Annotated in this window: 27 protein-coding genes; 13 read left to right on the top strand and 14 right to left on the bottom strand. The window is 70.3% G+C overall.

Annotated elements, in window-relative coordinates; genetic code table 11:
• Positions 1 to 18: 18 nt before the first annotated feature.
• Positions 19 to 855 (bottom strand): Crp/Fnr family transcriptional regulator, encoded by an 837-nt coding sequence (locus DEU31_RS04910; RefSeq protein ID WP_243733721.1) that lies wholly within the window; start codon positions 853 to 855, stop codon positions 19 to 21.
• A gap of 480 nt (positions 856 to 1,335) precedes the next feature.
• Between DEU31_RS04910 and DEU31_RS04905 the strand changes: the two genes are divergently transcribed.
• Genes DEU31_RS04905 through DEU31_RS16730 form a run of 6 tightly spaced genes read left to right on the top strand, consistent with a single transcriptional unit; the run spans position 1,336 to position 6,356 of the window.
• On the top strand, positions 1,336 to 3,774 hold the full coding sequence (locus tag DEU31_RS04905) for a cbb3-type cytochrome c oxidase subunit I (RefSeq protein WP_133676100.1): 2,439 nt from the start codon (positions 1,336 to 1,338) through the stop codon (positions 3,772 to 3,774).
• The gene (locus tag DEU31_RS04900) at positions 3,771 to 4,484 is read left to right on the top strand and encodes a hypothetical protein (protein ID WP_133676098.1); all 714 of its coding nucleotides are present in this window, start codon (positions 3,771 to 3,773) and stop codon (positions 4,482 to 4,484) included. The genes DEU31_RS04905 and DEU31_RS04900 overlap by 4 nt, the downstream gene beginning before the upstream one ends.
• Positions 4,477 to 5,361 carry a slipin family protein gene (locus tag DEU31_RS04895; protein WP_082358889.1) on the top strand — a complete coding sequence of 295 codons (885 nt, stop codon included), beginning with the start codon at positions 4,477 to 4,479 and terminating at the stop codon, positions 5,359 to 5,361. Before DEU31_RS04900 ends, DEU31_RS04895 begins: the two co-directional genes overlap by 8 nt.
• The gene (locus DEU31_RS04890) at positions 5,354 to 5,680 is read left to right on the top strand and encodes a hypothetical protein (RefSeq protein WP_126986508.1); all 327 of its coding nucleotides are present in this window, start codon (positions 5,354 to 5,356) and stop codon (positions 5,678 to 5,680) included. The genes DEU31_RS04895 and DEU31_RS04890 overlap by 8 nt, the downstream gene beginning before the upstream one ends.
• Complete coding sequence (locus tag DEU31_RS04885; protein WP_241237596.1) at positions 5,680 to 6,189, top strand: hypothetical protein; 510 nt, start codon at positions 5,680 to 5,682, stop codon at positions 6,187 to 6,189. The genes DEU31_RS04890 and DEU31_RS04885 overlap by 1 nt, the downstream gene beginning before the upstream one ends.
• Complete coding sequence (locus DEU31_RS16730) at positions 6,186 to 6,356, top strand: hypothetical protein (RefSeq protein WP_159419669.1); 171 nt, start codon at positions 6,186 to 6,188, stop codon at positions 6,354 to 6,356. Before DEU31_RS04885 ends, DEU31_RS16730 begins: the two co-directional genes overlap by 4 nt.
• A gap of 32 nt (positions 6,357 to 6,388) precedes the next feature.
• Here the strand turns inward: DEU31_RS16730 and DEU31_RS16725 are convergent, their stop codons facing one another.
• Together DEU31_RS16725 and DEU31_RS16905 are read right to left on the bottom strand one after the other, a co-directional pair.
• A complete protein-coding gene (locus DEU31_RS16725; RefSeq protein ID WP_164736160.1) occupies positions 6,389 to 6,562 on the bottom strand; it encodes a hypothetical protein in 174 nt (57 codons plus the stop codon).
• Positions 6,563 to 6,655: 93 nt separating this feature from the next.
• Positions 6,656 to 7,534: a GNAT family N-acetyltransferase gene (locus DEU31_RS16905; RefSeq protein ID WP_208109957.1), complete on the bottom strand. Its 879-nt coding sequence runs from the start codon at positions 7,532 to 7,534 to the stop codon at positions 6,656 to 6,658.
• Between the two features lie 137 nt (positions 7,535 to 7,671).
• Here DEU31_RS16905 and DEU31_RS04870 point away from each other — a divergent pair, with 137 nt between their 5' ends.
• From DEU31_RS04870 to DEU31_RS04860, 3 genes are read left to right on the top strand one after another with little or no spacing between them, the layout of a single operon-like run.
• A complete protein-coding gene (locus tag DEU31_RS04870; RefSeq protein WP_208109956.1) occupies positions 7,672 to 8,391 on the top strand; it encodes an MSMEG_4193 family putative phosphomutase in 720 nt (239 codons plus the stop codon).
• Positions 8,388 to 8,978 carry a DUF3090 domain-containing protein gene (locus tag DEU31_RS04865; RefSeq protein WP_133676096.1) on the top strand — a complete coding sequence of 197 codons (591 nt, stop codon included), beginning with the start codon at positions 8,388 to 8,390 and terminating at the stop codon, positions 8,976 to 8,978. Before DEU31_RS04870 ends, DEU31_RS04865 begins: the two co-directional genes overlap by 4 nt.
• On the top strand, positions 8,978 to 9,745 hold the full coding sequence (locus DEU31_RS04860) for an SCO1664 family protein (RefSeq protein WP_133676094.1): 768 nt from the start codon (positions 8,978 to 8,980) through the stop codon (positions 9,743 to 9,745). Before DEU31_RS04865 ends, DEU31_RS04860 begins: the two co-directional genes overlap by 1 nt.
• Positions 9,746 to 9,803: 58 nt before the next feature.
• On the opposite strand, the gene DEU31_RS04855 is transcribed toward DEU31_RS04860, so the two are convergent.
• Complete coding sequence (locus DEU31_RS04855; RefSeq protein WP_133676092.1) at positions 9,804 to 10,190, bottom strand: VOC family protein; 387 nt, start codon at positions 10,188 to 10,190, stop codon at positions 9,804 to 9,806.
• A 50-nt stretch (positions 10,191 to 10,240) separates the two neighbouring features.
• The gene (locus tag DEU31_RS04850; protein ID WP_166649384.1) at positions 10,241 to 10,744 is read right to left on the bottom strand and encodes an AAA family ATPase; all 504 of its coding nucleotides are present in this window, start codon (positions 10,742 to 10,744) and stop codon (positions 10,241 to 10,243) included.
• 40 nt (positions 10,745 to 10,784) lie between these two features.
• Here DEU31_RS04850 and DEU31_RS16720 point away from each other — a divergent pair, with 40 nt between their 5' ends.
• The gene (locus DEU31_RS16720) at positions 10,785 to 11,393 is read left to right on the top strand and encodes a hypothetical protein (RefSeq protein WP_208109955.1); all 609 of its coding nucleotides are present in this window, start codon (positions 10,785 to 10,787) and stop codon (positions 11,391 to 11,393) included.
• Here DEU31_RS16720 and DEU31_RS04840 read toward each other — a convergent pair.
• The 6 genes from DEU31_RS04840 to ychF form a co-directional block, all read right to left on the bottom strand.
• Positions 11,356 to 11,775 (bottom strand): PIN domain nuclease, encoded by a 420-nt coding sequence (locus DEU31_RS04840; RefSeq protein WP_133676089.1) that lies wholly within the window; start codon positions 11,773 to 11,775, stop codon positions 11,356 to 11,358. The genes DEU31_RS16720 and DEU31_RS04840 overlap by 38 nt on opposite strands.
• On the bottom strand, positions 11,766 to 11,990 hold the full coding sequence (locus DEU31_RS04835; RefSeq protein WP_053918634.1) for a hypothetical protein: 225 nt from the start codon (positions 11,988 to 11,990) through the stop codon (positions 11,766 to 11,768). Before DEU31_RS04835 ends, DEU31_RS04840 begins: the two co-directional genes overlap by 10 nt.
• A 138-nt stretch (positions 11,991 to 12,128) precedes the next feature.
• On the bottom strand, positions 12,129 to 12,725 hold the full coding sequence (locus DEU31_RS04830; RefSeq protein ID WP_243733719.1) for a phosphoglycerate transporter: 597 nt from the start codon (positions 12,723 to 12,725) through the stop codon (positions 12,129 to 12,131).
• The gene (locus DEU31_RS04825) at positions 12,722 to 13,024 is read right to left on the bottom strand and encodes a HigA family addiction module antitoxin (RefSeq protein ID WP_133676087.1); all 303 of its coding nucleotides are present in this window, start codon (positions 13,022 to 13,024) and stop codon (positions 12,722 to 12,724) included. The genes DEU31_RS04830 and DEU31_RS04825 overlap by 4 nt, the downstream gene beginning before the upstream one ends.
• A complete protein-coding gene (locus DEU31_RS04820; RefSeq protein WP_133676085.1) occupies positions 13,011 to 13,292 on the bottom strand; it encodes a type II toxin-antitoxin system RelE/ParE family toxin in 282 nt (93 codons plus the stop codon). Before DEU31_RS04820 ends, DEU31_RS04825 begins: the two co-directional genes overlap by 14 nt.
• A 33-nt stretch (positions 13,293 to 13,325) precedes the next feature.
• Positions 13,326 to 14,411 carry a redox-regulated ATPase YchF gene (ychF, locus tag DEU31_RS04815; RefSeq protein WP_133676083.1) on the bottom strand — a complete coding sequence of 362 codons (1,086 nt, stop codon included), beginning with the start codon at positions 14,409 to 14,411 and terminating at the stop codon, positions 13,326 to 13,328.
• Between the two features lie 129 nt (positions 14,412 to 14,540).
• On the opposite strand from ychF, the gene DEU31_RS04810 reads away from it, so the two are divergent.
• The gene (locus tag DEU31_RS04810; RefSeq protein ID WP_133676082.1) at positions 14,541 to 14,948 is read left to right on the top strand and encodes a hypothetical protein; all 408 of its coding nucleotides are present in this window, start codon (positions 14,541 to 14,543) and stop codon (positions 14,946 to 14,948) included.
• A gap of 43 nt (positions 14,949 to 14,991) precedes the next feature.
• On the opposite strand, the gene DEU31_RS04805 is transcribed toward DEU31_RS04810, so the two are convergent.
• On the bottom strand, positions 14,992 to 15,642 hold the full coding sequence (locus DEU31_RS04805; RefSeq protein ID WP_133676080.1) for an NAD(P)H-binding protein: 651 nt from the start codon (positions 15,640 to 15,642) through the stop codon (positions 14,992 to 14,994).
• A 256-nt stretch (positions 15,643 to 15,898) separates the two neighbouring features.
• On the opposite strand from DEU31_RS04805, the gene DEU31_RS04800 reads away from it, so the two are divergent.
• The gene (locus tag DEU31_RS04800) at positions 15,899 to 16,267 is read left to right on the top strand and encodes a helix-turn-helix domain-containing protein (protein ID WP_208109954.1); all 369 of its coding nucleotides are present in this window, start codon (positions 15,899 to 15,901) and stop codon (positions 16,265 to 16,267) included.
• Positions 16,268 to 16,325: 58 nt separating this feature from the next.
• The gene (locus DEU31_RS04795; protein WP_243733718.1) at positions 16,326 to 17,534 is read left to right on the top strand and encodes a DNA recombination protein RmuC; all 1,209 of its coding nucleotides are present in this window, start codon (positions 16,326 to 16,328) and stop codon (positions 17,532 to 17,534) included.
• Positions 17,535 to 17,644: 110 nt separating this feature from the next.
• Here the strand turns inward: DEU31_RS04795 and DEU31_RS04790 are convergent, their stop codons facing one another.
• Positions 17,645 to 19,669: a VWA domain-containing protein gene (locus DEU31_RS04790; protein WP_133676078.1), complete on the bottom strand. Its 2,025-nt coding sequence runs from the start codon at positions 19,667 to 19,669 to the stop codon at positions 17,645 to 17,647.
• A 64-nt stretch (positions 19,670 to 19,733) separates the two neighbouring features.
• A complete protein-coding gene (locus DEU31_RS04785; RefSeq protein WP_133676076.1) occupies positions 19,734 to 20,747 on the bottom strand; it encodes a 4-hydroxy-3-methylbut-2-enyl diphosphate reductase in 1,014 nt (337 codons plus the stop codon).
• Positions 20,748 to 20,793: the final 46 nt, after the last annotated feature.

Genomic DNA, 20,793 nt, shown 5'->3' with positions numbered 1-20,793 from the left:
CGGGCTCGCCCAGTCCTGTCAGCTCGAGCGCAGTCGAGGCTCGTCGCCCACGGCGACGGCCCCGTCCCACCCCCCGGCTGCGGTCCGACGCAGGTGCTCGACGTCCAGCAGCGCGACCCAGCGCCGGCCGGAGTCGATGATCGCCTCCTCCTTCCACCGGCTGAGCACCCGGGAGACGGACTCGGGCGTCGAGCCGGTGAGACCGGCGAGATCGGCGCGGCACAAGGGGACGTCCAGCAGGATCCCGCGATGTCCGCGATCACGGCCGAGCCTCACGGACAGTCGTAGCAGCACAGCGGCGAGCCGCGCGGCGACGGGCCAGGTCATCCACCCGCCGGTCTCGTTCTGCAGCTGGGAGAGACGGTCCGTGACGGCCTCGACCACCCGCACGGCGACCGTGGGGTGCTCGAGCAGGATCTGATGGAAGACCGCCTGCTCGATGCGCAGCGCGCACGTGTCCACCAGCGCCTCGGCGGTCTCGCGCTGCACGGTGCGCCGGCCGACCCCGACAGCGCCGAGCGGCATGCTCGGCCCCAGGATGTCGGTGGCCCGTTCGGTGCCGTCCGCGGCCCGCTGGGAGAGCCGGACCCGTCCCTCGGCGATGATGTGCAGGGCATCGGCGCCCTCGCCGGCGCGGAAGAGAGTCTCCCCGGCTCCCCAGCTGCAGCGCGTCATGCGCGCATCGAGCGCCCGGAGCTGCCGCTCGTCGAGTGAGTGGAACCAGCGGGACCGGCTCAGTGCCTGCAGACGCACAGGCAGCGGGCACTCGTGCGGGATGGGCAGGACGCGCAGAGGGATGGTGCGGCGCCGGCCGGGGCTGCGCACCGGCATATGGGGAGAGACCTGCAGGGCCACCGTCAGTCCTCCTCGGCGAGCGCGGGCCGCGGGAGGTCGTAGCGGGTGCCACGACCTGCGAGCACGAGTGCTGCAGCGCTCCATCGCCACAGCTCTCAGCCGCGCTACCACCATAGCCGCCGCGCACCGCCCCGGGACGGGCCTTAGGGCCCGGCCGCCAGGCCCCGTCGGCCCTGTGCCTGTGGACGCTGCGCCCCGTCGGCCCCATCGACCCACCGGCCCCGTCCACCGCAGAGGACGCCTCTGTCGCCGTGCACTTGACTGACGCAGATCAGGCTCAGCGCCCCGAAATGGACTCGATTGACGCACGTCATTCTCGATCCGGGACTCCCAGGTGATGCTGTGCCCAGCTTCGAGGGAGGTCACGGCACCCTTCCCCCGCCGCACGACCAGGCCGTGCCGCGAGGGTGCCGTGCCTCCCGTCGCCCAGGTGGAGCGGCCCCGTGTCGCGACGCCTCCGCACAGGATGGATTCAGCCTCGTGAGTGTCACCGACAAGGACTCCCCCGCCCGGTCGAGATCCGAGATCTCCCTTTCGAAGGGATGGGTCCAGGGCGTCGCCCTCGTCCTGATCTTCGGCTTCATGGTGATGGGGGTGCTCGCCTACCGGACCTACACCGACTCGATGCCCCTGCCGGAGCAGGTGGTCAGCGAGAGCGGCGAGGAGATCTTCACGCAGGAGGACATCACCCGCGGCCAGAACATCTTCCTCGCGCGGGGCCTGCAGCAGTACGGCTCGGTGATGGGCCACGGCGCCTACCTGGGCCCGGACTACACCGCGGAGTACCTCCGTCTGAGCAGCGAGCACATCGCCGAGCAGCTCACCAGCCAGGGCGTCCAGGAGCCTTCGGTCGCGACCTCGCAGATGCAGCGCACCAACCGGTACGACGAGGCGACCGGCACGCTCGTGTTCACCGACGAGCAGATCAGCGCCTTCGAGGCGATCCAGGAGCACTACGCGGAGTTCTTCGGCGATCCGACCACCGCGAACGGGCTCATCCCCGAGGCGATCACCGCCCCCGAGGACATCCACGATCTCACCGCCTTCTACGCCTGGACCGCGTGGGCGAGCGCTGCCGAGCGCCCGGGCCTCGGCTACTCCTACACGAACAACTGGCCGGCCGAGCCGCGGGTCGACAACCATCCGACGGCCGACATCCTGGTGTGGTCCGCGATCTCCCTGGTCGCCCTGCTGGTGGGCCTCGGCCTGCTGTTCGCGGTCTACGGGCGCTGGAGCAGCAAGCTCGGCTGGAAGGGCAACGACACCACGTCGCTGCGCTTCCTGCAGCCCGGCACGGTCGGGATCACGAAGGCGCAGAAGTCCACCGCCTGGTTCTTCCTCGTCGTCGCGCTGCTGTTCCTCATCCAGTCCGTGGTCGGCGCGTCCGTCGAGCACTACCGGGTCGAGATCCAGGGCTTCTTCGGCGTCGACCTTGCCCAGATCTTCCCCTTCAACCTCGCCCGCACCTGGCATGTGCAGCTGTCCCTGCTGTGGACCGCGGCCTCGTTCCTGGCGGCCGCGATCTTCCTCGCCCCGATCATCTCGGGCCGGGAGCCGAAGGGGCAGCACTACCTCTCCTACGGCCTGCTCGGCGCGCTCGCGCTCGTGGTGGTCGGCATGTTCGGCGGCACCGCCATCAGCATCTACGGACCCCAGTGGGCGGAGGGCTCGCTCTTCTTCACCCAGCAGTGGGAGTACCTGGACCTGCCCCGCATGTTCCAGATCCTGCTGACCATCGGGCTCGCGCTGTGGTTCCTGATCATCGTGCGCGCGATCCGCTCGCGCCTGCGCACCGAGTCGAAGTTCAACATGCCGTGGCTGTTCATGTACGCGGCGCTCGCGATCCCCGCGTTCTACGCCGTGGGCCTGCTGGCGACCAACGAGTCGCACCTGACCGTCGCCGAGTTCTGGCGGTTCTGGGTGGTCCACCTGTGGGTCGAGGACTTCCTCGAGCTGTTCACCACCGTGATGGTCGCGTACATCTTCGTGATGCTCGGCGTGGTGCGCAGGCGCATCGCCATCCAGATCATCCTGCTGGACGTCATCCTCTACTCCGCCGGCGGCGTCATCGGCACGATGCACCACCTGTACTTCTCCGGCACGCCCGTCGAGCACATGGCGCTGGGCGCCGTGTTCTCGGCGCTGGAGGTCATCCCGCTGACCTTCCTCACCGTCGAGGCATGGACCTTCCTGCAGCTCGGCGCACGACAGGAATCGCGCACCACCGCACCCTTCCCCCACCGCTGGGCGGTCATGTTCCTCGTGGCCGTGGGCTTCTGGAACTTCCTGGGCGCCGGCGTGTTCGGATTCCTGGTGAACCTGCCGATCGTGTCCTACTACCAGATCGGCACAGCGCTGACCGCGAACCATGCGCACGGCTCGATGATGGGCGTGTACGGCATGCTCGCCGTGGGCCTGGCCCTGTTCGCGCTGCGCTACATCATCACGCCCGAGAAGTGGCCAGATCGCCTGGCCAAGCTGTCCTTCTGGTCGCTGAACATCGGCCTGGCCTGGATGGTCTTCGCGACGCTGCTGCCGCTCGGCGTGCTCCAGCTGTGGGCGTCGGTCAGCGAGGGCTATGTCGAGGCACGGTCGCTGGCCTACCTGACCCAGACGGAGAACCTGGTCCTGGAGTGGATGCGCCTGCCCGGTGACGTCCTGTTCATCGTCGGCGGGATCCTGCCCTTCGTGTACATCACGTGGCTCGGTGTGCGGCACGCGATCCGCGCGACCGTCACCCAGATGGAGCCGGAGACCCTCTTCGTGTACGAGACCCCCGAGGCGCGCGAGGACCGCACCGGCCTGCGGACGCCCGTCAGCGGGAGCACCGCTGCGGGACGCTCCGAGAACGCGCCCTCTACCCGCTACGCCTCCGATCGTCGGCGTGACGAGGCGGCCGGTGAGGACCCGCTGCCATGACGGGCTGGCTCCAGAGCATCGAGATCGCCGCGTGGCTCTCCGCCGCCTACGGCATCGCGCTGGTCCTCGCCGCCCACGGCATCGACCGGCTCGCGAAGCGGGTGCACACCCTGCACGACGCGAACCAGACCACCGGCTTCGTCTACCACGAGGACCACGACGCGTGGCTGTGCCCGGAGGACCAGTGGCTGTGGCCGCAGTCCTTCGACCCGGAAAACCGCGTCATGCGCTACCGGGGCAAGCCTTCGGTGTGCAATGCGTGCCCCATCAAGGACACCTGCACCACCTCGGACGACGGCCGGGAGATGCGCCACGAGGTCGACCCGTGGCCGTCCTCGGAATCCGCACGGTTCCACCGCGGCATCGCCTGCGCGGTGAGCGTCCTGGCCATCCTCTGGCCGCTCGGTGCGGCGTTCACCGTCGAGAGCGGGCTGAGCCAGCTGCTGCTGCTCGTCACCGCCGCTCCCGTTGCCCTCCTGTCCCTGCCGCTGTGGTCCCACCTACGGCGCTCCCCCGTGGATCCCGAGGGCGTGCTGTTCCGCTCGCTGGACGAGAACCTCGAGGATCGGGCCGAAGCGCTGGAGGCGCTCCAGCGCCGCCGCACCTCCTACTCCTCCGACCGTCGGGCGCCGACGGACGGCATCACCCCGCTGGTCCTCGGCCGGACCCGCTACGCCTCCGACGGAAGGGACTCCGACACCCATGCCTAGCAGCATGCTCCTCGGCATCATCGTGGCCGCCCTCGTGCTCATCGTGCTCATCGCCTCGCTGCGCGTGGTGCGCGAGTACGAGCGCCTGGTCATCTTCCGGCTGGGCCGGCTGCGCGGCGCGATCGGCCCCGGGCTGGTGCTCCTGCTGCCGTATCTGGACCGCTCCGTGCGGGTCGACATGCGCGTGGTCACCCTGACGATCCCGCCCCAGGAGGTCATCACCCGTGACAACGTCACCGCCCGCGTCAACGCCGTGGTGATGTTCAAGGTCGCAGACCCCGTGCGCTCCGTCATGGAGGTGGAGAACCACGCGGTCGCCACCTCCCAGTACGCCCAGACCACGCTGCGCTCCGTGGTGGGCCGCGCGGACCTCGACACGCTCCTGGCCCACCGCGCGGACCTCAACGAGGACCTCTACCGCTCGATCGCCCAGCAGGCGGTGCCGTGGGGTGTGGAGGTGTCCGTCGTCGAGATCAAGGACGTGGAGATCCCCGAGCTGATGCAGCGGGCAATGGCCCGTCAGGCCGAGGCCGAGCGCGAACGGCGCGCGAAGGTGATCAGCGCGCACGGTGAGCTCGAGGCCTCCACCGAGCTGCGCGATGCGGCGCTCGTGCTGAGCGAGGCCCCCGGTTCGCTCCAGCTGCGCTATCTCCAGACCCTGCTGGAGCTGGGCGCGGACCAGAACTCGACCGTCGTGTTCCCGCTGCCGATGGACATCATCGGCCCGGTGATGGGGGCGCTGAAGAACTTCGCCCCCGAGGACGAGGCGGTCGCCCCCATCAGTGTCCCGAGCCCGAGCACCACCCCGTCGAGCACCGCCCACCCCCGCCCGCCGCAGACGGCGGCGACCCCTCAGGAGGACGATGATCATGAGTGAGCGAGCCCCCTCCCCGCAGAGCATCCCCACGCCGGGCCGCCGGGTAGTCCTCGCCCCCACCCCGCCGGGCTTCCGACGGATCATGGTCGGGCTCGTGGTCGCCCTGCTCGCGCCGTTCTTCGGCATCCTGATCGGCAGCGGCATCGGCGAGGGCGACGGCTTTACCAGCGTCCAGCCCATGTACTGGGGCTTCTTCACCGGTGGTCTCATCGGTGCAGCGGCCCTGCTGGTCGCGGCCTCGGGCGTGCGGGCACTCTGGCGGAGCAACCGCACGCGGACCCAGCAGGATCCGCGGGAGCAGCAGGGGCAGGAGGAGTGATGCACTCCTCCCTCGCGCCCGAGAACGTCGCTCCCGAGGACGTCGCTCCCGAGGACGTCGCCGCTGAGACCCCCGTCCCAGCGGGGTCCCGTGCCGCGTGCCCCGTCGGCCCCGGCGCAGCGAGCGGGCGCACCGCGTTCCGCTCCGACCGGGCCGCCGACAGGGCGATGCGCTGGCTGCTGGGGATCCGCGAGCCCGCGCCGAGTTCAGGCGCCGGGGCGCACCGGGCCTTCCGCGTCGCCGTCGTGATCTCCGCGCTGCGGTGCACGATCACCTATGTGGCGATACCCGTCCTCATCCCGCTCCTGAGCCTCGCTGGGTGGATCGCCGGGCCCGTGGGCCTGGCGCTCTGCGCGCTCGCCGCCGTCAACGGCGTGGTCAGCGTGCGGCGGTTCTGGCGGGCTGATCACGCCCAGCGATGGACGTACACGGCGTTCATCGTGGTCGTCTTCGTCATCCTGACAATCTCGACCTGGACCGAAGCGAGCAGATTGGTGGCAGCACTATGAACACGACACATCACCCCGTCGAGAACGAGATCACGACGACGCCGCCGACGATCGAGGGCTGGACGCCGGAGGATCGGGAGCCGAGCTCCGCCGAGAACAACTTCGTGAGCATCGCGCTGTTCGCGTTCCTCATCCTGTTCGGGCTCGGCTGCCTCATCGTCTTCTGAGCCCGGGCGCGGGCCGCTCCAGGGCCGACGGGTCAGTCGGCCGCAGGCTCCGGCACCTCCGTGGCGGGATCGGCGCGCAGCAGATCCGCGATCTCCTCCTCGGGGCGCGGCGCGACGGTCTCATCCGCCTCGAGCTCCGGGAGCGGGGTCTCCTCCCCCGGTCCCGGCGCGTGGTCATGAACGGGCTTGTGCTGCGACGCGCTCATCACGATCCCTCCAATGCCGTGTGAGCCAGGATACGTCCCGGGGTGCGCCGATTGCAGCTGCGTGACGCGGCGGTGGCATAGCGGCTCGCGCGGTCATTCGCCGGCGCGCAGGGGCAGGGAGTCGAAGGCCGGGGCCGGGTCCGTGCGCAGCCGGCCGTAGGTGTCGACATCGAAACGCTGGCCGTCGATGAGGAACTTGCCGCGCTCGGTGCCTTCCTTGACGAAGCCCACCGCTCGCGCGACGGCGCCTGAGGCCGGGTTGTTCACGCGGTGCCCGAGCTCGAGTCGCTCGAGGCCGCGCTCGGTGAGCGCCCACTGCGCGACAGTCGCGGCGGCGCGGGCGGTGAGGCCGCGTCCGCGGGCACGGTGCGTCACCCAGTACCAGAACCAGCCGCTGAGGTTCTCCTCGTCGACGGTGACGGCGATGAGCCCGATCAGCTCCTCGCCCTCGGCGATCGCCCAGGGCTCGTGCGGTGAGTCCTCCGCGAGCAGGCGCGCGACATACCGCTCGGCCTCCGCCAGCGTGGTCACGTCGCCCTGACGAGCCATGTCGTCGGCCGATCCGAACGCGGCATGCACCGCTGGGGCGTCGGAGGCGCGAAGCCGGCGCAGCATTGGCGAGGGGGTAACGGCGCTCACCTCGTCGAGCGAATCCCGGGTCGAGATGACGTAGTCCCGTGCGATCCCTGCGGTGGCCTCGAGCCAGCGGCTCGTGCGAACCCTCGCCTGGTGCGCATCGAAAGCCGCACGGTCCACGAACTGCTCGACGACGGTCCAGACCAGCGGGTCCTCGGTCGGCTCGACCTCGAAGCGGAAGCATCCGGGCTCGGCGCGGGTGAGGGCGATGTGCTCGGGCAGGTGCTGCCGGACCGTGGAGGCCTCGGTGAGGTCAGCGCAGAGGAGCCGCCCGGTGAGCTCGACGACGTCCGCGCTGTTCTGGTCCCTCGTACCGTCCGTCGGCCTGTCATCCATCGGTTGCCCCTCCCCGGCGCGCTCCGCGCCCAGTCGTCGAGACCCTACTCGCCCGGGGCTCAGCACGATGCCGTGGATCGCGGGCGCTGACGGGCAGGTGGTGGAGCAGGTCTCCCCAGCCTCGCTACGCTGGAGGAATGGCGACAGTTCTCCTCGTGCGGCACGGTCGCACCACGGCCAATGCGACGGGCTTCCTGGCGGGCCGAACTCCTGGCGTGAGCCTGGACGATGTGGGACGCGAGCAGGCCGCGCGGACCGGCGACAGGATCGCGGCGGTGCCCGTCGCCGCGGTGGTCTCGAGTCCGCTGGACCGCTGCCGGGAGACCGCCCGGGCCATCGTCGAGCGACAGGCGGTCGCGCCGCCCTGGTCGATCGAGGACGAGATCACGGAGTGCGACTACGGCCGGTGGCAGGGCCGACGGCTCGACGATCTCGCGAAGGAGGATCTGTGGCGGACCGTGCAGTCGCATCCCTCCGCGGTCGTCTTCCCCGGCGGCGAGTCCATGACGGGGATGCAGGCCAGGGTGGTGGCGGCGATCCGACGCCATGATGCGGAGATCGAGGCCGAGCACGGTCCGGGAGCGGTGTGGGTGGCGGTGAGCCACGGCGACATCATCAAGTCGGTCCTGGCCGATGCGCTCGGCATGCACCTGGACATGTTCCAGAGGCTGGAGGCGGGCCCCGCCTCGGTGTCGATCGTGAGCTACGGCGCGAGCAGGCCGCGGGTCCCGGCGATCAACACCGACTCCGGCGATCTGTCCTGGCTCGCGAAAGGCGTGCACGCCGGTGATGCCGCGGTGGGCGGCGGCGCGGGCGCTCCCGCTGCCGAGGCCGCGGCGCCTAGGATCGTCACATGACCGACGTGCCCGCCCATGTTCATGAGTTCGACTGGCCGGACCGGGTCGTCATCGGGACGGTCGGGCGTCCCGGGGCCCGGACGTTCTACCTGCAGGCGCGCACAGGGGCGCAGATCGTGAGCATCGCCCTCGAGAAGGAGCAGTCGGCCCTGCTCGCGCAGAAGATCGACGAGATCCTCGACCGGCTCCGCGAGGTCGAGGGCAACCGCTGGAGCGTGCCCACCAGCACTCCCGTCGAGCTGGTCGACAATGCTCCGCTCGAGACCGTCCAGGAGCAGTTCCGCGCCGGCACCATCGGCATCGGCTGGGACCCCACCACGGCGCAGGTGATCATCGAGGCGCATCCTCTCCCCGCCGACGACGAGCTCGACGAGGGGTTCGCGGAGGACTCGTCCGCGGAGGACTCGTCCGCGGAGGACTCCTTCGCCGAGGACTCCGAGATGCTGAGGGTGAAGATGCCCGTCGGCACCGCCCGGGCGTTCACCCAGCGCACCCGCGAGGTCGTGGACGCCGGGCGTCCCCTGTGCACTCTCTGCGGCTACCCCATCGACCCCGATGGCCACACCTGCATCATCCCCGAGTCCTGATGTCCCAGGCTGACCTGGTGACCGCCGAGCTGACGCTCACCGGTCGCCTCGCGACGGCGTCGAACGCGACGTTCCTGGGCAGGATCGGCGACGATGCGGTCGTGTACAAGCCCGTGGCGGGCGAGGCCCCGCTCTGGGACTTCCCCGGCCGGACTCTGGCCCGTCGGGAAGTGGCCTCCTTCCTGGTCTCCGAGGCCCTCGGCTGGGACGTCGTGCCGCGCACCTGGCTGCGCGACGGCCCGTTCGGCGAGGGGATGGTGCAGCTCTGGCAGGAGCGGGACCTCGATCAGAGCCCCGTGGACCTCGTCGCGGCGGACGAGGTGCCCGACACGGGCTGGCGGGCCGTCCTCGAGGGCGAGGACCAGGATGGTCAGCAGATCGTCCTGGTCCATGAGGACACGCCCGCGCTGCGGCGCATGGCGGTGTTCGACGTGATCGTCAACAACGCCGACCGCAAGGGCGACCACGTCCTGGCCATGGAGGGCGGGCACCGCTACGGCGTCGACCACGGCCTCACCTTCCACCACGACGACAAGCTGCGCACCGTCCTGTGGGGCTGGCTGGGCGAGCCCTTGACCGCCGAGGAGCTGGGAGGCGTCGGCCGCGTCGCCGACGAGCTGGACAGCGAGCTCGGCGAGCGTCTTGCGGAGCTGCTCAGCGCCGACGAGCTCGCAGCCCTCGCAGCGCGATGCGCCCGGCTGCAGGAGGACGGGCTCTTCCCGGCCCCGGGCGGCGAGATGCCGGCGGTGCCGTGGCCGCTGTTCTGAGCGCGGCCACACTCTCCGACGACACCCCCTGGCGGCGGGCGACTGCACCGACCGCATGTCACGCAGCCGGCGTCATCACCTCGACACGGTTGCCGAAGCCGTCGCGCGTATGGAAGCGGACGTACCCCTCGAAGGTGTCGCGCTCCGCCCAGGAAAGCTCATAGCCGGCGTGTTCGATGCGTGCAGCCGTCGCCTCGAGCTCGTCGAGCGTGTCGAGGACGAGACCCGGATGGGCCTTCTCGGCCGGACGGAACGGCTCCTCCACGCCGAGATGGAGCTCGGCGGTGATCACGTCACCGTCGAAGGCACGGAACCAGCATCCGCCCCGGCCTGTGAGCGACGGCGGCTTCGACACCTCCTGCAGCCCGAGCGCCTCACCGTAGAAGCGGCGAGCGTCATCCTCCCCGTCGCGCGCGATGGAGATCTGAGCGTGGTGGAGCCTCATCGCCGCCTCCTTTTTATCTTGACGCCAAGATAACTCTAGCATCGAGGCCGTCACCGCACGCCGAGCCTGGTGACGAGAAGATCCGCAACCTCGTCGGCAGCCCGTTCGCCTGTGTCGATCTCCGCCACGGCATCGGACCACGCCGCACAGTCGGGACGCCTGCGCTGCACGTCCGCCCAGGTCGGTTCGCCGACATGCGCGAGCCCTCGATCCCTGCCATGGAGCCTCCGTCGATGCTCCTGCGCATCCGAGATCAGGAGGTGCACGTACTCGATGTCTGCACCTGTTCGTGCCGCGGCAGCACGCCAGGTCTGCCGGGCCTCGTCGCTGTCGTCCACCGCGTCGACGACGACATCGTGGCCGAGCCCAAGGTTCAGCTCGGCCATCGCACGCGTCGCCTCGTAGGCAGCGACCCCGACCACCCAGCCTCGCGGCAGACCGCAGGCGAGCATCGAGTCCTCGACCGGATCGACGGACAGGTGGACCGACCCTGTGCGCGCAGCGACGATCTCGGCGATGCTCGTCTTCCCGACTCCCGGGAGACCGGAGAGCACGACCAGGCGAGCGCACGGTGGAACCGGGAGATCTGCCTCGGTGGACTACTACACCCGGATCGAGAAGGGCGACCTGACCGGGGTCTCCGACGCCTCCGCGCCGAACCTGGCATCCTTCGTCTTCCTCGACCCCGCCGCCGCCAGGTTCTACGACGACCTCGACGGAGCCGCCGCCACCTGCGTGAAGATCCTGCGCGCCCAGGCCGGAGCGACGCCGCACGACACGCAGCTCAGTCAGCTCGTCGGCGAGCTGACCACCCGCAGCGAGGACTTCAGCGCCCGCTGGGCCGCTCACGACGTCGGCGTCCACCGCGCCGGGACGAAGATCCTCCACCACCACGAGGTCGGGGAGCCCACCCTCGACTTCGAGGAGCTCGCACTGGACTCCGAGCCGTCGATCGCCCTGTCCGCCTACATCGCAGAGCCCACCGCCCCGACGGCGGAGGGACTGCAGCTGCTGGCGGCGTGGAACGCCGCCGATGCGACAGAGCTGCGCAGGATCTGGCGTCAGCACAGGCACTGGCGGCACCAGTGCCGGGACATCGTCTCGAAGCCCACTGAGGTCCTGCACCGCCAGCCGATTCATGGGCCGGTGACGCGACCGCAATGGGTCAGTTCAGTACGAGCGTCTCCACAGGCTGACCGGTGACCTCCGCGATGAGATCGAAGTCCTTGTCGACGGCCAGGACTGTCAACCCCGCTTTCTCCGCCGTCGCGGCGATGAGCAGATCCGGGATGGACGGAGCGCGGTGCCGGCCATGATCAGCGAGGAGCATCTGCACCTCGAAGGCGCGGTCCTCCATCGCGGGCGTGAGGTGCTCGATCGGCATGAGCGACAGCGGAGGCAGCCCGAACGCCTCGCGCCCCACTTCACCCGAGCGGACGGAGAAGCCGAGTTCGAGCCGCGTCACCGTCGAAAGACGCATCAGCCTGCGCTCAATGCGCGAGTTCCACTCGGAGAGGCTCGCCGCCTGCCCGGCCTGCATCCGCACGTATGCCGATTTGTCGACCAGCCAGTTCGTCACCGCCACGCGGCATCCATCACGTCAGGGTCAGCAAGATCCCTGAAAGCCTCCGCTGAACGCCTCCAGTCATCAGCATCGACCGTGGCCGCTGCTGGAGGCGGGGCATCTTGCTCCAAGCGCCGACGCAGGTACTCGTTGCGCGAGAGCCCCAGGGCCGCCGCCTCAGCATCGATGCGCTCGACGGCAGACTCACTCAGACCACGGATCAGCACGTTCGTCATCACGACCACCTCCCCCAGAACGATATCGTGATATCACACTTGCGTCGAGGGCCACTCGGCTCTGACTGCGGCACACGCGCGAAGGTGCCTGCCTAGACGTTAAACCGGAACTCCACCGAGTTCCGCCACGGTAGACCATCACGCCGAGTACAGGATCTCGGCACTATCGCGAGGTGCGTGGTTCCGATCGAAATCGACCTCGTTCGGAACCCACACCTCCTCCCACAGTCGCGAATGGTCACGGCCCAGTTCCTCATCCCGCCGCATCCCACGCTCGCGAGCCGCCTCGAGTGGGACATCCATCCAGATCGTCAGGTCAAGAGCAGGGAGTGACTCGGGATGGAAGAGCCCGATGAGATCAACGACGAGCACCTCCCCCGCAGGCACAGACTCCGGCTCGCCTAGCTCGCGTCGCGACCAGTCGTACCGATGAAAAGTGCTCTCACGCTCCTCACGGAAGGGAGCAAGGACCTCGCTGACGAGTCGACAGCGATCGACGCCATCCCAATCACTTGATCGACGATGCGATCGTGATGGGTCCAAGAAGTCATCACCTCGCATCCGAATCATTGCCGAGCGACCCTCGACGACGTCCCGCGCCAACGTGCTCTTTCCTGAACCTCCATAGCCGGACACGCCCACCACGATCGGCCGACCCCGTTCCAGCCGCCGTGCGTCGATGACCTGCCTCAGGTGCGAGATATCAGAGAACCGACGCTGCACAGGCGCGCTCATGCGCTCTGCAACGGCGCGATCGCCGCGATCTGCTCGCCCGCGACGTCCTCCGCGCGGTCCAGCTCGTAGTGGCTCTGCAGGTTGATCCAGAACTCCGCCGACGTACCGAAGTACTTCGCCAGCCGAAGCGCGGTGTCTGCGGTGATCCCTCGCTTGCCGTGGACGATTTCATTGATCCGCCGCGGCGGCACCCCGATCGACACGGCGAGCTTGTTCTGCGTGATCCCGAATCCCTCGATGAAGTCCTCCATGAGGACCTCACCCGGGTGGATCGGGGCGATCTTGTCAGTGATAGTCAACGATCTCCACCTCCTCCGGTCCGGCGTCCGTCCATATGAAGCAGATCCGCCACTGGTCGTTGATCCTGATGCTGTGCTGACCGGCACGGTCGCCTTTCAGTGCTTCGAGCCGGTTGCCCGGCGGGACACGGAGGTCGTCGAGCACCTCCGCCGATCCCACCTGACGAAGCTTGCGCAGTGCGACCCGATAGATCCGATGATCGATCGAGCGCACTCGCTCACGACGCCACAATCGTTCGGTGTCCTTGCTCCCGAACGATCTGATCACGAGACCAGGATATAACGACCGGCGTCAATAACGCTAGACGTTAAACCGGAACTCCACCACGTCGCCGTCGCGCATGACGTACTCCTTGCCCTCCATGCGCACCCAGCCCTTGGCCTTGGCCTCGGCCACGGACCCGGCCTCCATCAGCTGGTCGAAGGAGACGATCTCGGCCTTGATGAAGCCGCGCTCGAAGTCGGTGTGGATGACGCCGGCGGCCTGCGGGGCGGTCGCGCCCTTGGGGATGGTCCAGGCGCGGGACTCCTTGGGACCGGCGGTGAGGTAGGTCTGCAGACCGAGCGTGTCGAAGCCGACGCGCGCGAGCTGGTCCAGGCCGGACTCCTCCTGGCCGGTGCTCTCGAGCATCTCGGCGGCCTCGTCGGCGTCGAGCTCGATGAGCTCCGACTCGAATTTGGCGTCCAGGAAGATCGCCTCGGCCGGCGCCACGAGATCGCGCAGCTGCTGCTGCATGGCGGTGTCGGCGAGGCCGTCCTCGTCGGTGTTGAAGACGTAGATGAAGGGCTTGGCGGTCATCAGCTGCAGCTCGCGCAGCTGGGCGACGTCGATGCCGGCGTCCTTCGCACCCTGGTAGAGGGTCCTGCCGGTCTCCAGCAGCGCTTTGGCCTTGGTGACGTTCTCGAGCACGGCGGCGTCGATGAGGCCGCGCTTGGTGTCCTTCTCCAGGCGCTGCATCGAGTTCTCGATGGTCTGGAGGTCGGCGAGGATCAGCTCGGTGGTGATGGTCTCCATGTCGCCGGCGGCGTCGACGGAGCCGTCCACGCGGGTCACGTCGGGGTCGGAGAACGCACGGGTGACCTGGCAGATCGCCTCGGCCTCGCGGATGTTGGCGAGGAACTTGTTGCCCAGGCCCTCGCCCTCGCTCGCGCCCTTGACGATCCCGGCGATGTCCACGAAGGACACCGTCGCCGGCAGCAGCTTCTGGCTGCCGAAGATCTCGGCGAGCTGCGCCAGTCGCGGATCGGGCAGCGGGACCACGCCGACGTTGGGGTCGATCGTCGCGAACGGATAGTTCGCCGCGAGGACCTCCGCGCGGGTCAGAGCGTTGAACAGGGTGGACTTGCCGACATTGGGCAGCCCGACGATTCCGATAGTAAGAGCCACGGGAGATGAGTCTACGAGGCACGGACGCTCCGGCAACGCCCGCGGACCGTGAGATCGCGGACCTTCGCCTCCCGGCGCACCCCGCCCCCGCCCGGGCCGAGGCCGCGGCACGGTCCCTAGACTCACACCGTGACCACGAGCCGCGCCGAGATGACCTACGCGACCGCCCTGAACCGCAACGAGCTGTTCGAGAGCCCGGGCCTGCGCCGCGACATCCCCTCGCTACTCGATCCGGAGGAGGACGTGCTGCTCGTGCTGCCCGGTGTCGCCGGGGACTTCCCCGACGTGATGATCGCGAGCGCGAGCCGGTTCCTCCTCGCCTCGGTGGCAGGTGCGCTGAAGAGGTCGAAGATCAAGCGCGAGATCCCCGCGTCGCAGGTCTCCGGGGTCGAGTACCGCCCGGGACTCCTGACCCGGGTGCGCGTGTCGCACGCCGCGGGCCGCGACATCGCGATGGTGCCGAACCGCAGGGCGGACGCCGAGCGCTTCGCCCGCGAGTTCGACCACCTGATCCGCACGGGATCGCTGCCCGCCTGAGCCCCGTCGACCCGCGGCCGACGGGACCCGAGGGAGGACACGCTCAGTACGCGACGGTGAAGCGGGTGCGGCGGTGGGCCGGGGTCTCGATCTCGTCGACCAGTGCGACGGCGAGGTCCTGGCCGGAGAGATTCGAGTCGCCGTTCTCGTCGGTCAGCAGCACGTCGCCGCCGACGCGATAGGCGCCGGTGCGCTCCCCCGGGGCGAAGGAGCCGAAGCCGCCGGCGGGGCTGACGAAGAACCAGTCCAGCCCCTCCTCGGCGCCGCGCAGGTCCTGCAGGACGGCGTCGAGCACGCGCGGTTCCTCGGCGAACTCCTTGGGAAAATCGGGGGTGTCCACGAGCTTCGGGCCGCCCTCGGCGACCAGCAGGGAGCCGGCACCGCCGATCACGCCGAGCCGCACGCCGTTCTCGCGGGCGAGACGGGCGACGGACGCGATCAGGGCGCGGAAGGCCTCGAGGTCGGCCATGTCGCCGCGGGGCGAGAGGGCGGAGACGACGACGTCGGCGCCGTCGAGCGCCTCGGCGAGGAAGGACTCCTCGCGCACGTCGCCGGCGCGATGGGTGACCCCGGCGGGGACCTGCTCAGGGGCGGTGCGGCTGAGCGCGAGGACGTCGTGGCCGCGGTCTGCGGCCTCCTGCGCGAGGTGGCCTCCTGCGTAGCCGGTGCCGCCGAGGATGACGATGCGAGCCATGTGCTCTCCTTCCGCGCCCGCTGCGGAGCGCTGCTGCGAGGCACCGTCGAGGGTGCCGTCTCGATGAGGGATCCACTGTGAAGCGTGGACCTGCATGCTCACTGTAGGTAACCTTCTCTCTGCGGGGAAGTAGGCACTTCGCGGTAACCCCTCGCCGCCGTCGGCCCTCTCCCGTGAGGAGTCCCGGCCCGCCGGGCCGTCGGCCTTTCACCCACAGCCCGTCCGCCGCCGTTCTTGTACTCGAGGAGACCGCCAGATGTCCGCCCTGCGCCCGTACGACCCCTTCGCCCGCGACTGCCCCTCGCGCCGCCTGCTGGACCGGATCGGCGACCGCTGGACGGTGCTGCTGATCACCACGCTCGAGGACGGTCCACGCCGCTTCTCCGAACTGCTGCGCACGGTCGACGGCATCTCCCAGAAGATGCTCACCCAGACCCTGCGCTCCCTCGAGGCCGACGGGCTCGTGCTGCGCACCGTCCACCCAGAGATCCCGCCGCGCGTCGAGTACGAGCTGACAGAGCTGGGGCGCTCGCTGCTCGAGCCGCTCGGGGCACTGATCAGCTGGGCGACCGACCACATGGGCGAGGTGCAGACCTCCCGGGATGCCGTTTCCGCAACCGCCTGACCGCGCGCCGGGCGCGCGGGTCCGCTCAGCTGTCCCACCTCCGTGATGTCCTGATCCCATGAGCGGAACCACGATGCTCCTGCTGGGTCTCGTCCTCGGCGCGCTGCTCGGCGCGGCCGTGACGTTCCTCGTGCTGCGCGAGCGCATGCGCTCCGCGCTCACGCAGAACCGCGCGGGCGAGGACTCGGCCGATCGCCTGCTGCGCCTGGCCGACGAGCGCCACGAGCGGGACGTCGCCCGGCGCGACGCCGCCGAGGAGGAGCGCGAGGCCGAGCTGCAGCGCACGCTCGCCCCGCTGACCGCGACCCTCGCCCAGCTCGAGCGGAACCTGGCCCGCTCCGAGGCGGCGCGCGCCGAGGCCGAGGGCGCGCTGCGCAATCACCTCGGCGAGCTGGGGCGGCGGGCCCAGTCCCTCGAACAGGGCACCACCGCACTCACCGCCGCGCTGCGCGCCCCGACCTCGCGCGGCCGCTGGGGCGAGGTGCAGCTGCGCCGGATCGTCGAGGCCGCGGGGATGCTCGAGCACGTGGACTTCTCCGAGCAGCTCGGAGGCACCCGGGCCGACGGGGAGAAAGGCCAGCGCCCCGACCTCGTCGTCCACCTCTCCGGCGAGCGCACCCTGGTCGTGGACGCGAAGGCGCCGATGGACGCCTATCTCGACGCGGTCGAGGAGCAGGACCCGAAGCGCGCCCGCGCCCGGCGCACCGCGCATGCCCGGGCGCTGCGCCATCACGTGGACCAGATCGCCGGCAAGGCCTACTGGAAGGCGCTCGGGGACACCCCGGAGTTCACGGTGCTGTTCGTGCCGAGCGACGGGGTGCTCGCCGCCGCGCTCGAGTCCGCGCCGGATCTGCTCGAGCACGGTTTCGCCAAGGATGTCGTGATCGCCTCCCCCGCCACGCTCATGGCGCTGCTGCGCACGGTCGCGCACACCTGGCGCACCGACTCGCTGAACCGCGACGCCCGCGAGGTGCTCGAGGCGGGCCGCGAGCTCCACCACCGGCTCGGGACGTTCACCTCCCATCTGGGCAAGGTGGGGCGGTCGCTGGACTCCTCCGTCGCCGCCTTCAACGAGGCCGTCGGCTCGCTGCAGTCGAGGGTGATGGTGACCGCGCGGAAGTTCGAGGACCTGGGCCTCGCCGGCACCGCGGTCGAGGATGTCGAGCAGCTCACGCGCCGTGCCCGCACCCTCGAGGAGGACGAGATCGCGCAGCTCGCGAGCCCGGAGCGCCCGGCCGACGACCGCGGGGGCCGCGCCGCCGGCTGATCCGGGACGGAGGCGCCTCGCCGTCGACCCCACCCGGATGACGCGCCGCCGGCGCAGCCGCGCAGGCCGCTCCCTGCCGCCGCGACCGCGCGTCCCTCCCCGTCGGCCGCTCAGCGGCCCCGGCGCACCAGCACGACCGCGCCGATCACGACCGCGGCCAGCAGCACCCCGCCGCCGAGACCTCCGAGCACGGCCCACACCACCGGCGGCACGGCGAAACCGCTGCGCTCGTCCTCGGTCGGCGGGTCCTCGAGCTCCGGCGCACCGCCCGCATCCGAGGCTCCCCCGCTGTCGGCGGCTCCCCCGCCGTCCGAGGCCCGGGGAGCCGAGCCGGGGTCCGCGGCGAAGCGGTCCTCGACCGCGCCCTGCCCGCTCAGCTCCGGCCCCTCGGCAGGCTCGCCCACCGCATCGAGATCGAGCATGTAGGGCACCTCGAACAGACGCTGCGCCGAGTAGTCGGAGGGGACCACGGCGAGCTGCAGGTAGTAGTCCCCGGCGAGGAAGGAGGTGCGGGCCTCGGTGCCGCCGTCCTCGCGGTTGCGGAACTGGATCGGGGAGCCCTGGTTCACCTGCAGAGTGGTCTTCGGCGCGGCCTTCGTCGAGACCCCGGTCGCCTCGCCCGAGGCCGACGGCGGCACCACGAGGTACACGTCGTCCCTCAGCGGCGAGTACAGCCGGGCCTGCAGCGTCAGCCCCATCCCGCCCGGCACCTCGAACTCGCCGAGCGCGATCGCCGCGCGGACCTGCTGGCCGTACTGAGCCGGGATGCGGAAGAACTGCACCTCGCCGGGGATGATCGTGCCGCGCATCGGCCCGTCGAGGTCCTCCACGGCGGAGGCGAAGGAGAACGCGGGCTGGATCTGCTCACCGTCGGTAGGAACGGCGAGCGGCTCCTGCGGGCGCACGTACTTCGCGGCGGGAGGCAGGCCGTCCAGCGCCACCTTCTCCTCCGCGAAGAACTGCAGCTCGACCGGCACCGCCTCCTCGAGCGCCGGGTCTCCGGTGCGCTCGACCTCGAGGATCACCGTGCCGTCGGCGTCCTGCCCGAAGCAGGTGAGGTTCGCGGTCTCCCCCAGGCGCGGGGTCGCGACGGCCGCGGTGATCGGCCCCTGGCCCAGGTCGGCCTCCGCGCGGGCCTGGACCTCGCCGATGCGGCAGTCGACCCCGTCGGCCGAGCTGGTGGCCAGGCGCAGCTGCGCGAGGCTGCTGGCGTCCCCGCCCCCGCCGGGCAGCACCATCGTCGCGGTGAGATGCGCGATCTCGCCCTCGGCGAGCTGCAGGCGGTAGAAGCGGGAGAAGCCCTCGCCGTCGTCGATCGCGGCGCTGCCGTGCTCGAGCACGTCGAGGAAGGAGCCAGGTGCGAGGTCCACGGCGGTCTCGGGGCTGGTCCCTCCGGTGATCGGCTGTCCCTGGGTGGCGTAGCCCTGGATCGCGCGGGTCATCTTCACCAGCAGCTCATCGCGCAGCGTCTCGGCGTCGGTGGCGTCGGCGAAGGTGCCGCCGGTCGCCTCGGCGATGCAGGCCAGCTCGTCGCGGGCGGCCTGCTCGGCCTTGAAGCCGATCGTGTGGATGCGCATCTCGGGGTGCTTCTGCGCGAGATCGGCGGCGACCTCGCAGGGCGGCGGGCCGCCGCACTCGTCGATCCCGTCGGAGACCAGCACGATCGAGCGCATCTCCGCCTCCGGCAGCTCGGCCGCGGCCTTCGTCAGGGACAGGCCGATCGGGGTGTACCCGGAGGGCTGCACGCCCTCGATCGCGCCGAGCAGCGCCTGGCGGTCCAGACCCTCTGGCTTCACCAGGGTCTTCACGTCCTGGCAGCCGGCCTCCTGGCTCGCCGCGGTCGCAGGATCGGAGTTGCCGTAGGTCATCAGGCCCACGCTCGCGTCCTCGGGCAGCATCGGTACGAGGGTGCTCAGCGCCTCCTTGGCCACGTCCATGCGGCTGCGTCCGCCGACGTCGTCGGCCCGCATCGAGCCCGAGCCGTCCACCACCAGCATCGACGGGGCGGTGCGGCCGGTGTTGTAGCCCTCGGCGCGGGCCTGCGGCAAACCGGCCGGGGCCAGCACGGCGAGGGAGGCGAGCAGGGTCGCCAGGAGCGCGAGGGACAGCGGGCGGGCGGCCGTGCGTGGGATCACCGGACCATCATGCCGAATCCCGGCGGCTCCCGCCGGTCGTCTCCGCAGCGAGGTGACCGTCGGGTCAGGACTCGGCGGTGGCGCGGTCCCCGGTGGGCTTGGTGCGGCGGTCGGACTCGCCGCGGCTCTTCATCTCCTGGCGCAGCTCGCGCGGCAGGGAGAACATGAGGTCCTCGGTGGCGGTGCGCACGGGCTTCACATCGCCGAAGCCGCGTTCGGAGAGCTCGGCGAGCAGCTCCTGGACCAGCACGTCCGGCACGGAGGCGCCGGAGGTCACGCCCACGCTCTCCACATCCTCGAACCACTCCTCGCGCAGCTCGGAGACGCTGTCGATGCGGTGGGAGGCCTTCGCCCCGGCCTCGAGCGCGACCTCCATCAGGCGCACGGAGTTCGAGGAGTTCGGGGAGCCGACGACGAGGACGAGGTCCGCGTCGGGGGCGATCTTCTTGATCGCGACCTGGCGGTTCTGGGTCGCGTAGCAGATGTCGTCGCTGGGCGGCGCCTGCAGGGTGGGAAAACGCTCCTTGAGGCGGTCCACGGTCTCCATCGTCTCGTCGACGCTGAGGGTGGTCTGCGAGAGCCACACGACCTTCTCGGGGTCGCGCACGGTGACCTTGTCGACGTCCTCGGGGCCGTTGACGATCTGCACGTGCTCCGGCGCCTCGCCGGCGGTGCCCTCGACCTCCTCGTGGCCCACGTGGCCCACCAGCAGGATGTCGTAGTCCTGGCGGGCGAAGCGCACCGCCTCCTTGTGGACCTTGGTGACCAGGGGGCAGGTCGCGTCGATGGTGCGGAGATTGCGCTCCTCCGCCATCTCGCGGACCTTCGGGGAGATGCCGTGGGCGGAGAAGATCACGAGCGCGCCCTCGGGCACCTCGTCGACCTCCTCGACGAAGACGGCGCCCTTCTCCTTCAGGCGGTCCACGACGAACTTGTTGTGCACGATCTCGTGACGGACGTAGACGGTCTCGTCATAGTGCTCGAGGGCGCGCTCGACGGCGACGACGGCACGATCGACGCCCGCGCAGTACCCGCGGGGCTCGGCAAGGAGGACGGTTCCGGTGCTCACGCCTCCCATCGTAGGAGGCCCGCGCCTGAAGTGGCAGGTCGTGGGGCAAGAGTCA

The sequence above is a fragment of the Brachybacterium sp. AG952 genome (assembly GCF_004362645.1).
GTDB classification, from domain to species: Bacteria; Actinomycetota; Actinomycetes; order Actinomycetales; family Dermabacteraceae; genus Brachybacterium; species Brachybacterium conglomeratum.
The sequence above is the reverse complement of the archived record's forward strand: the minus strand, read 5'-3'. Positions and strand labels throughout refer to the sequence as shown.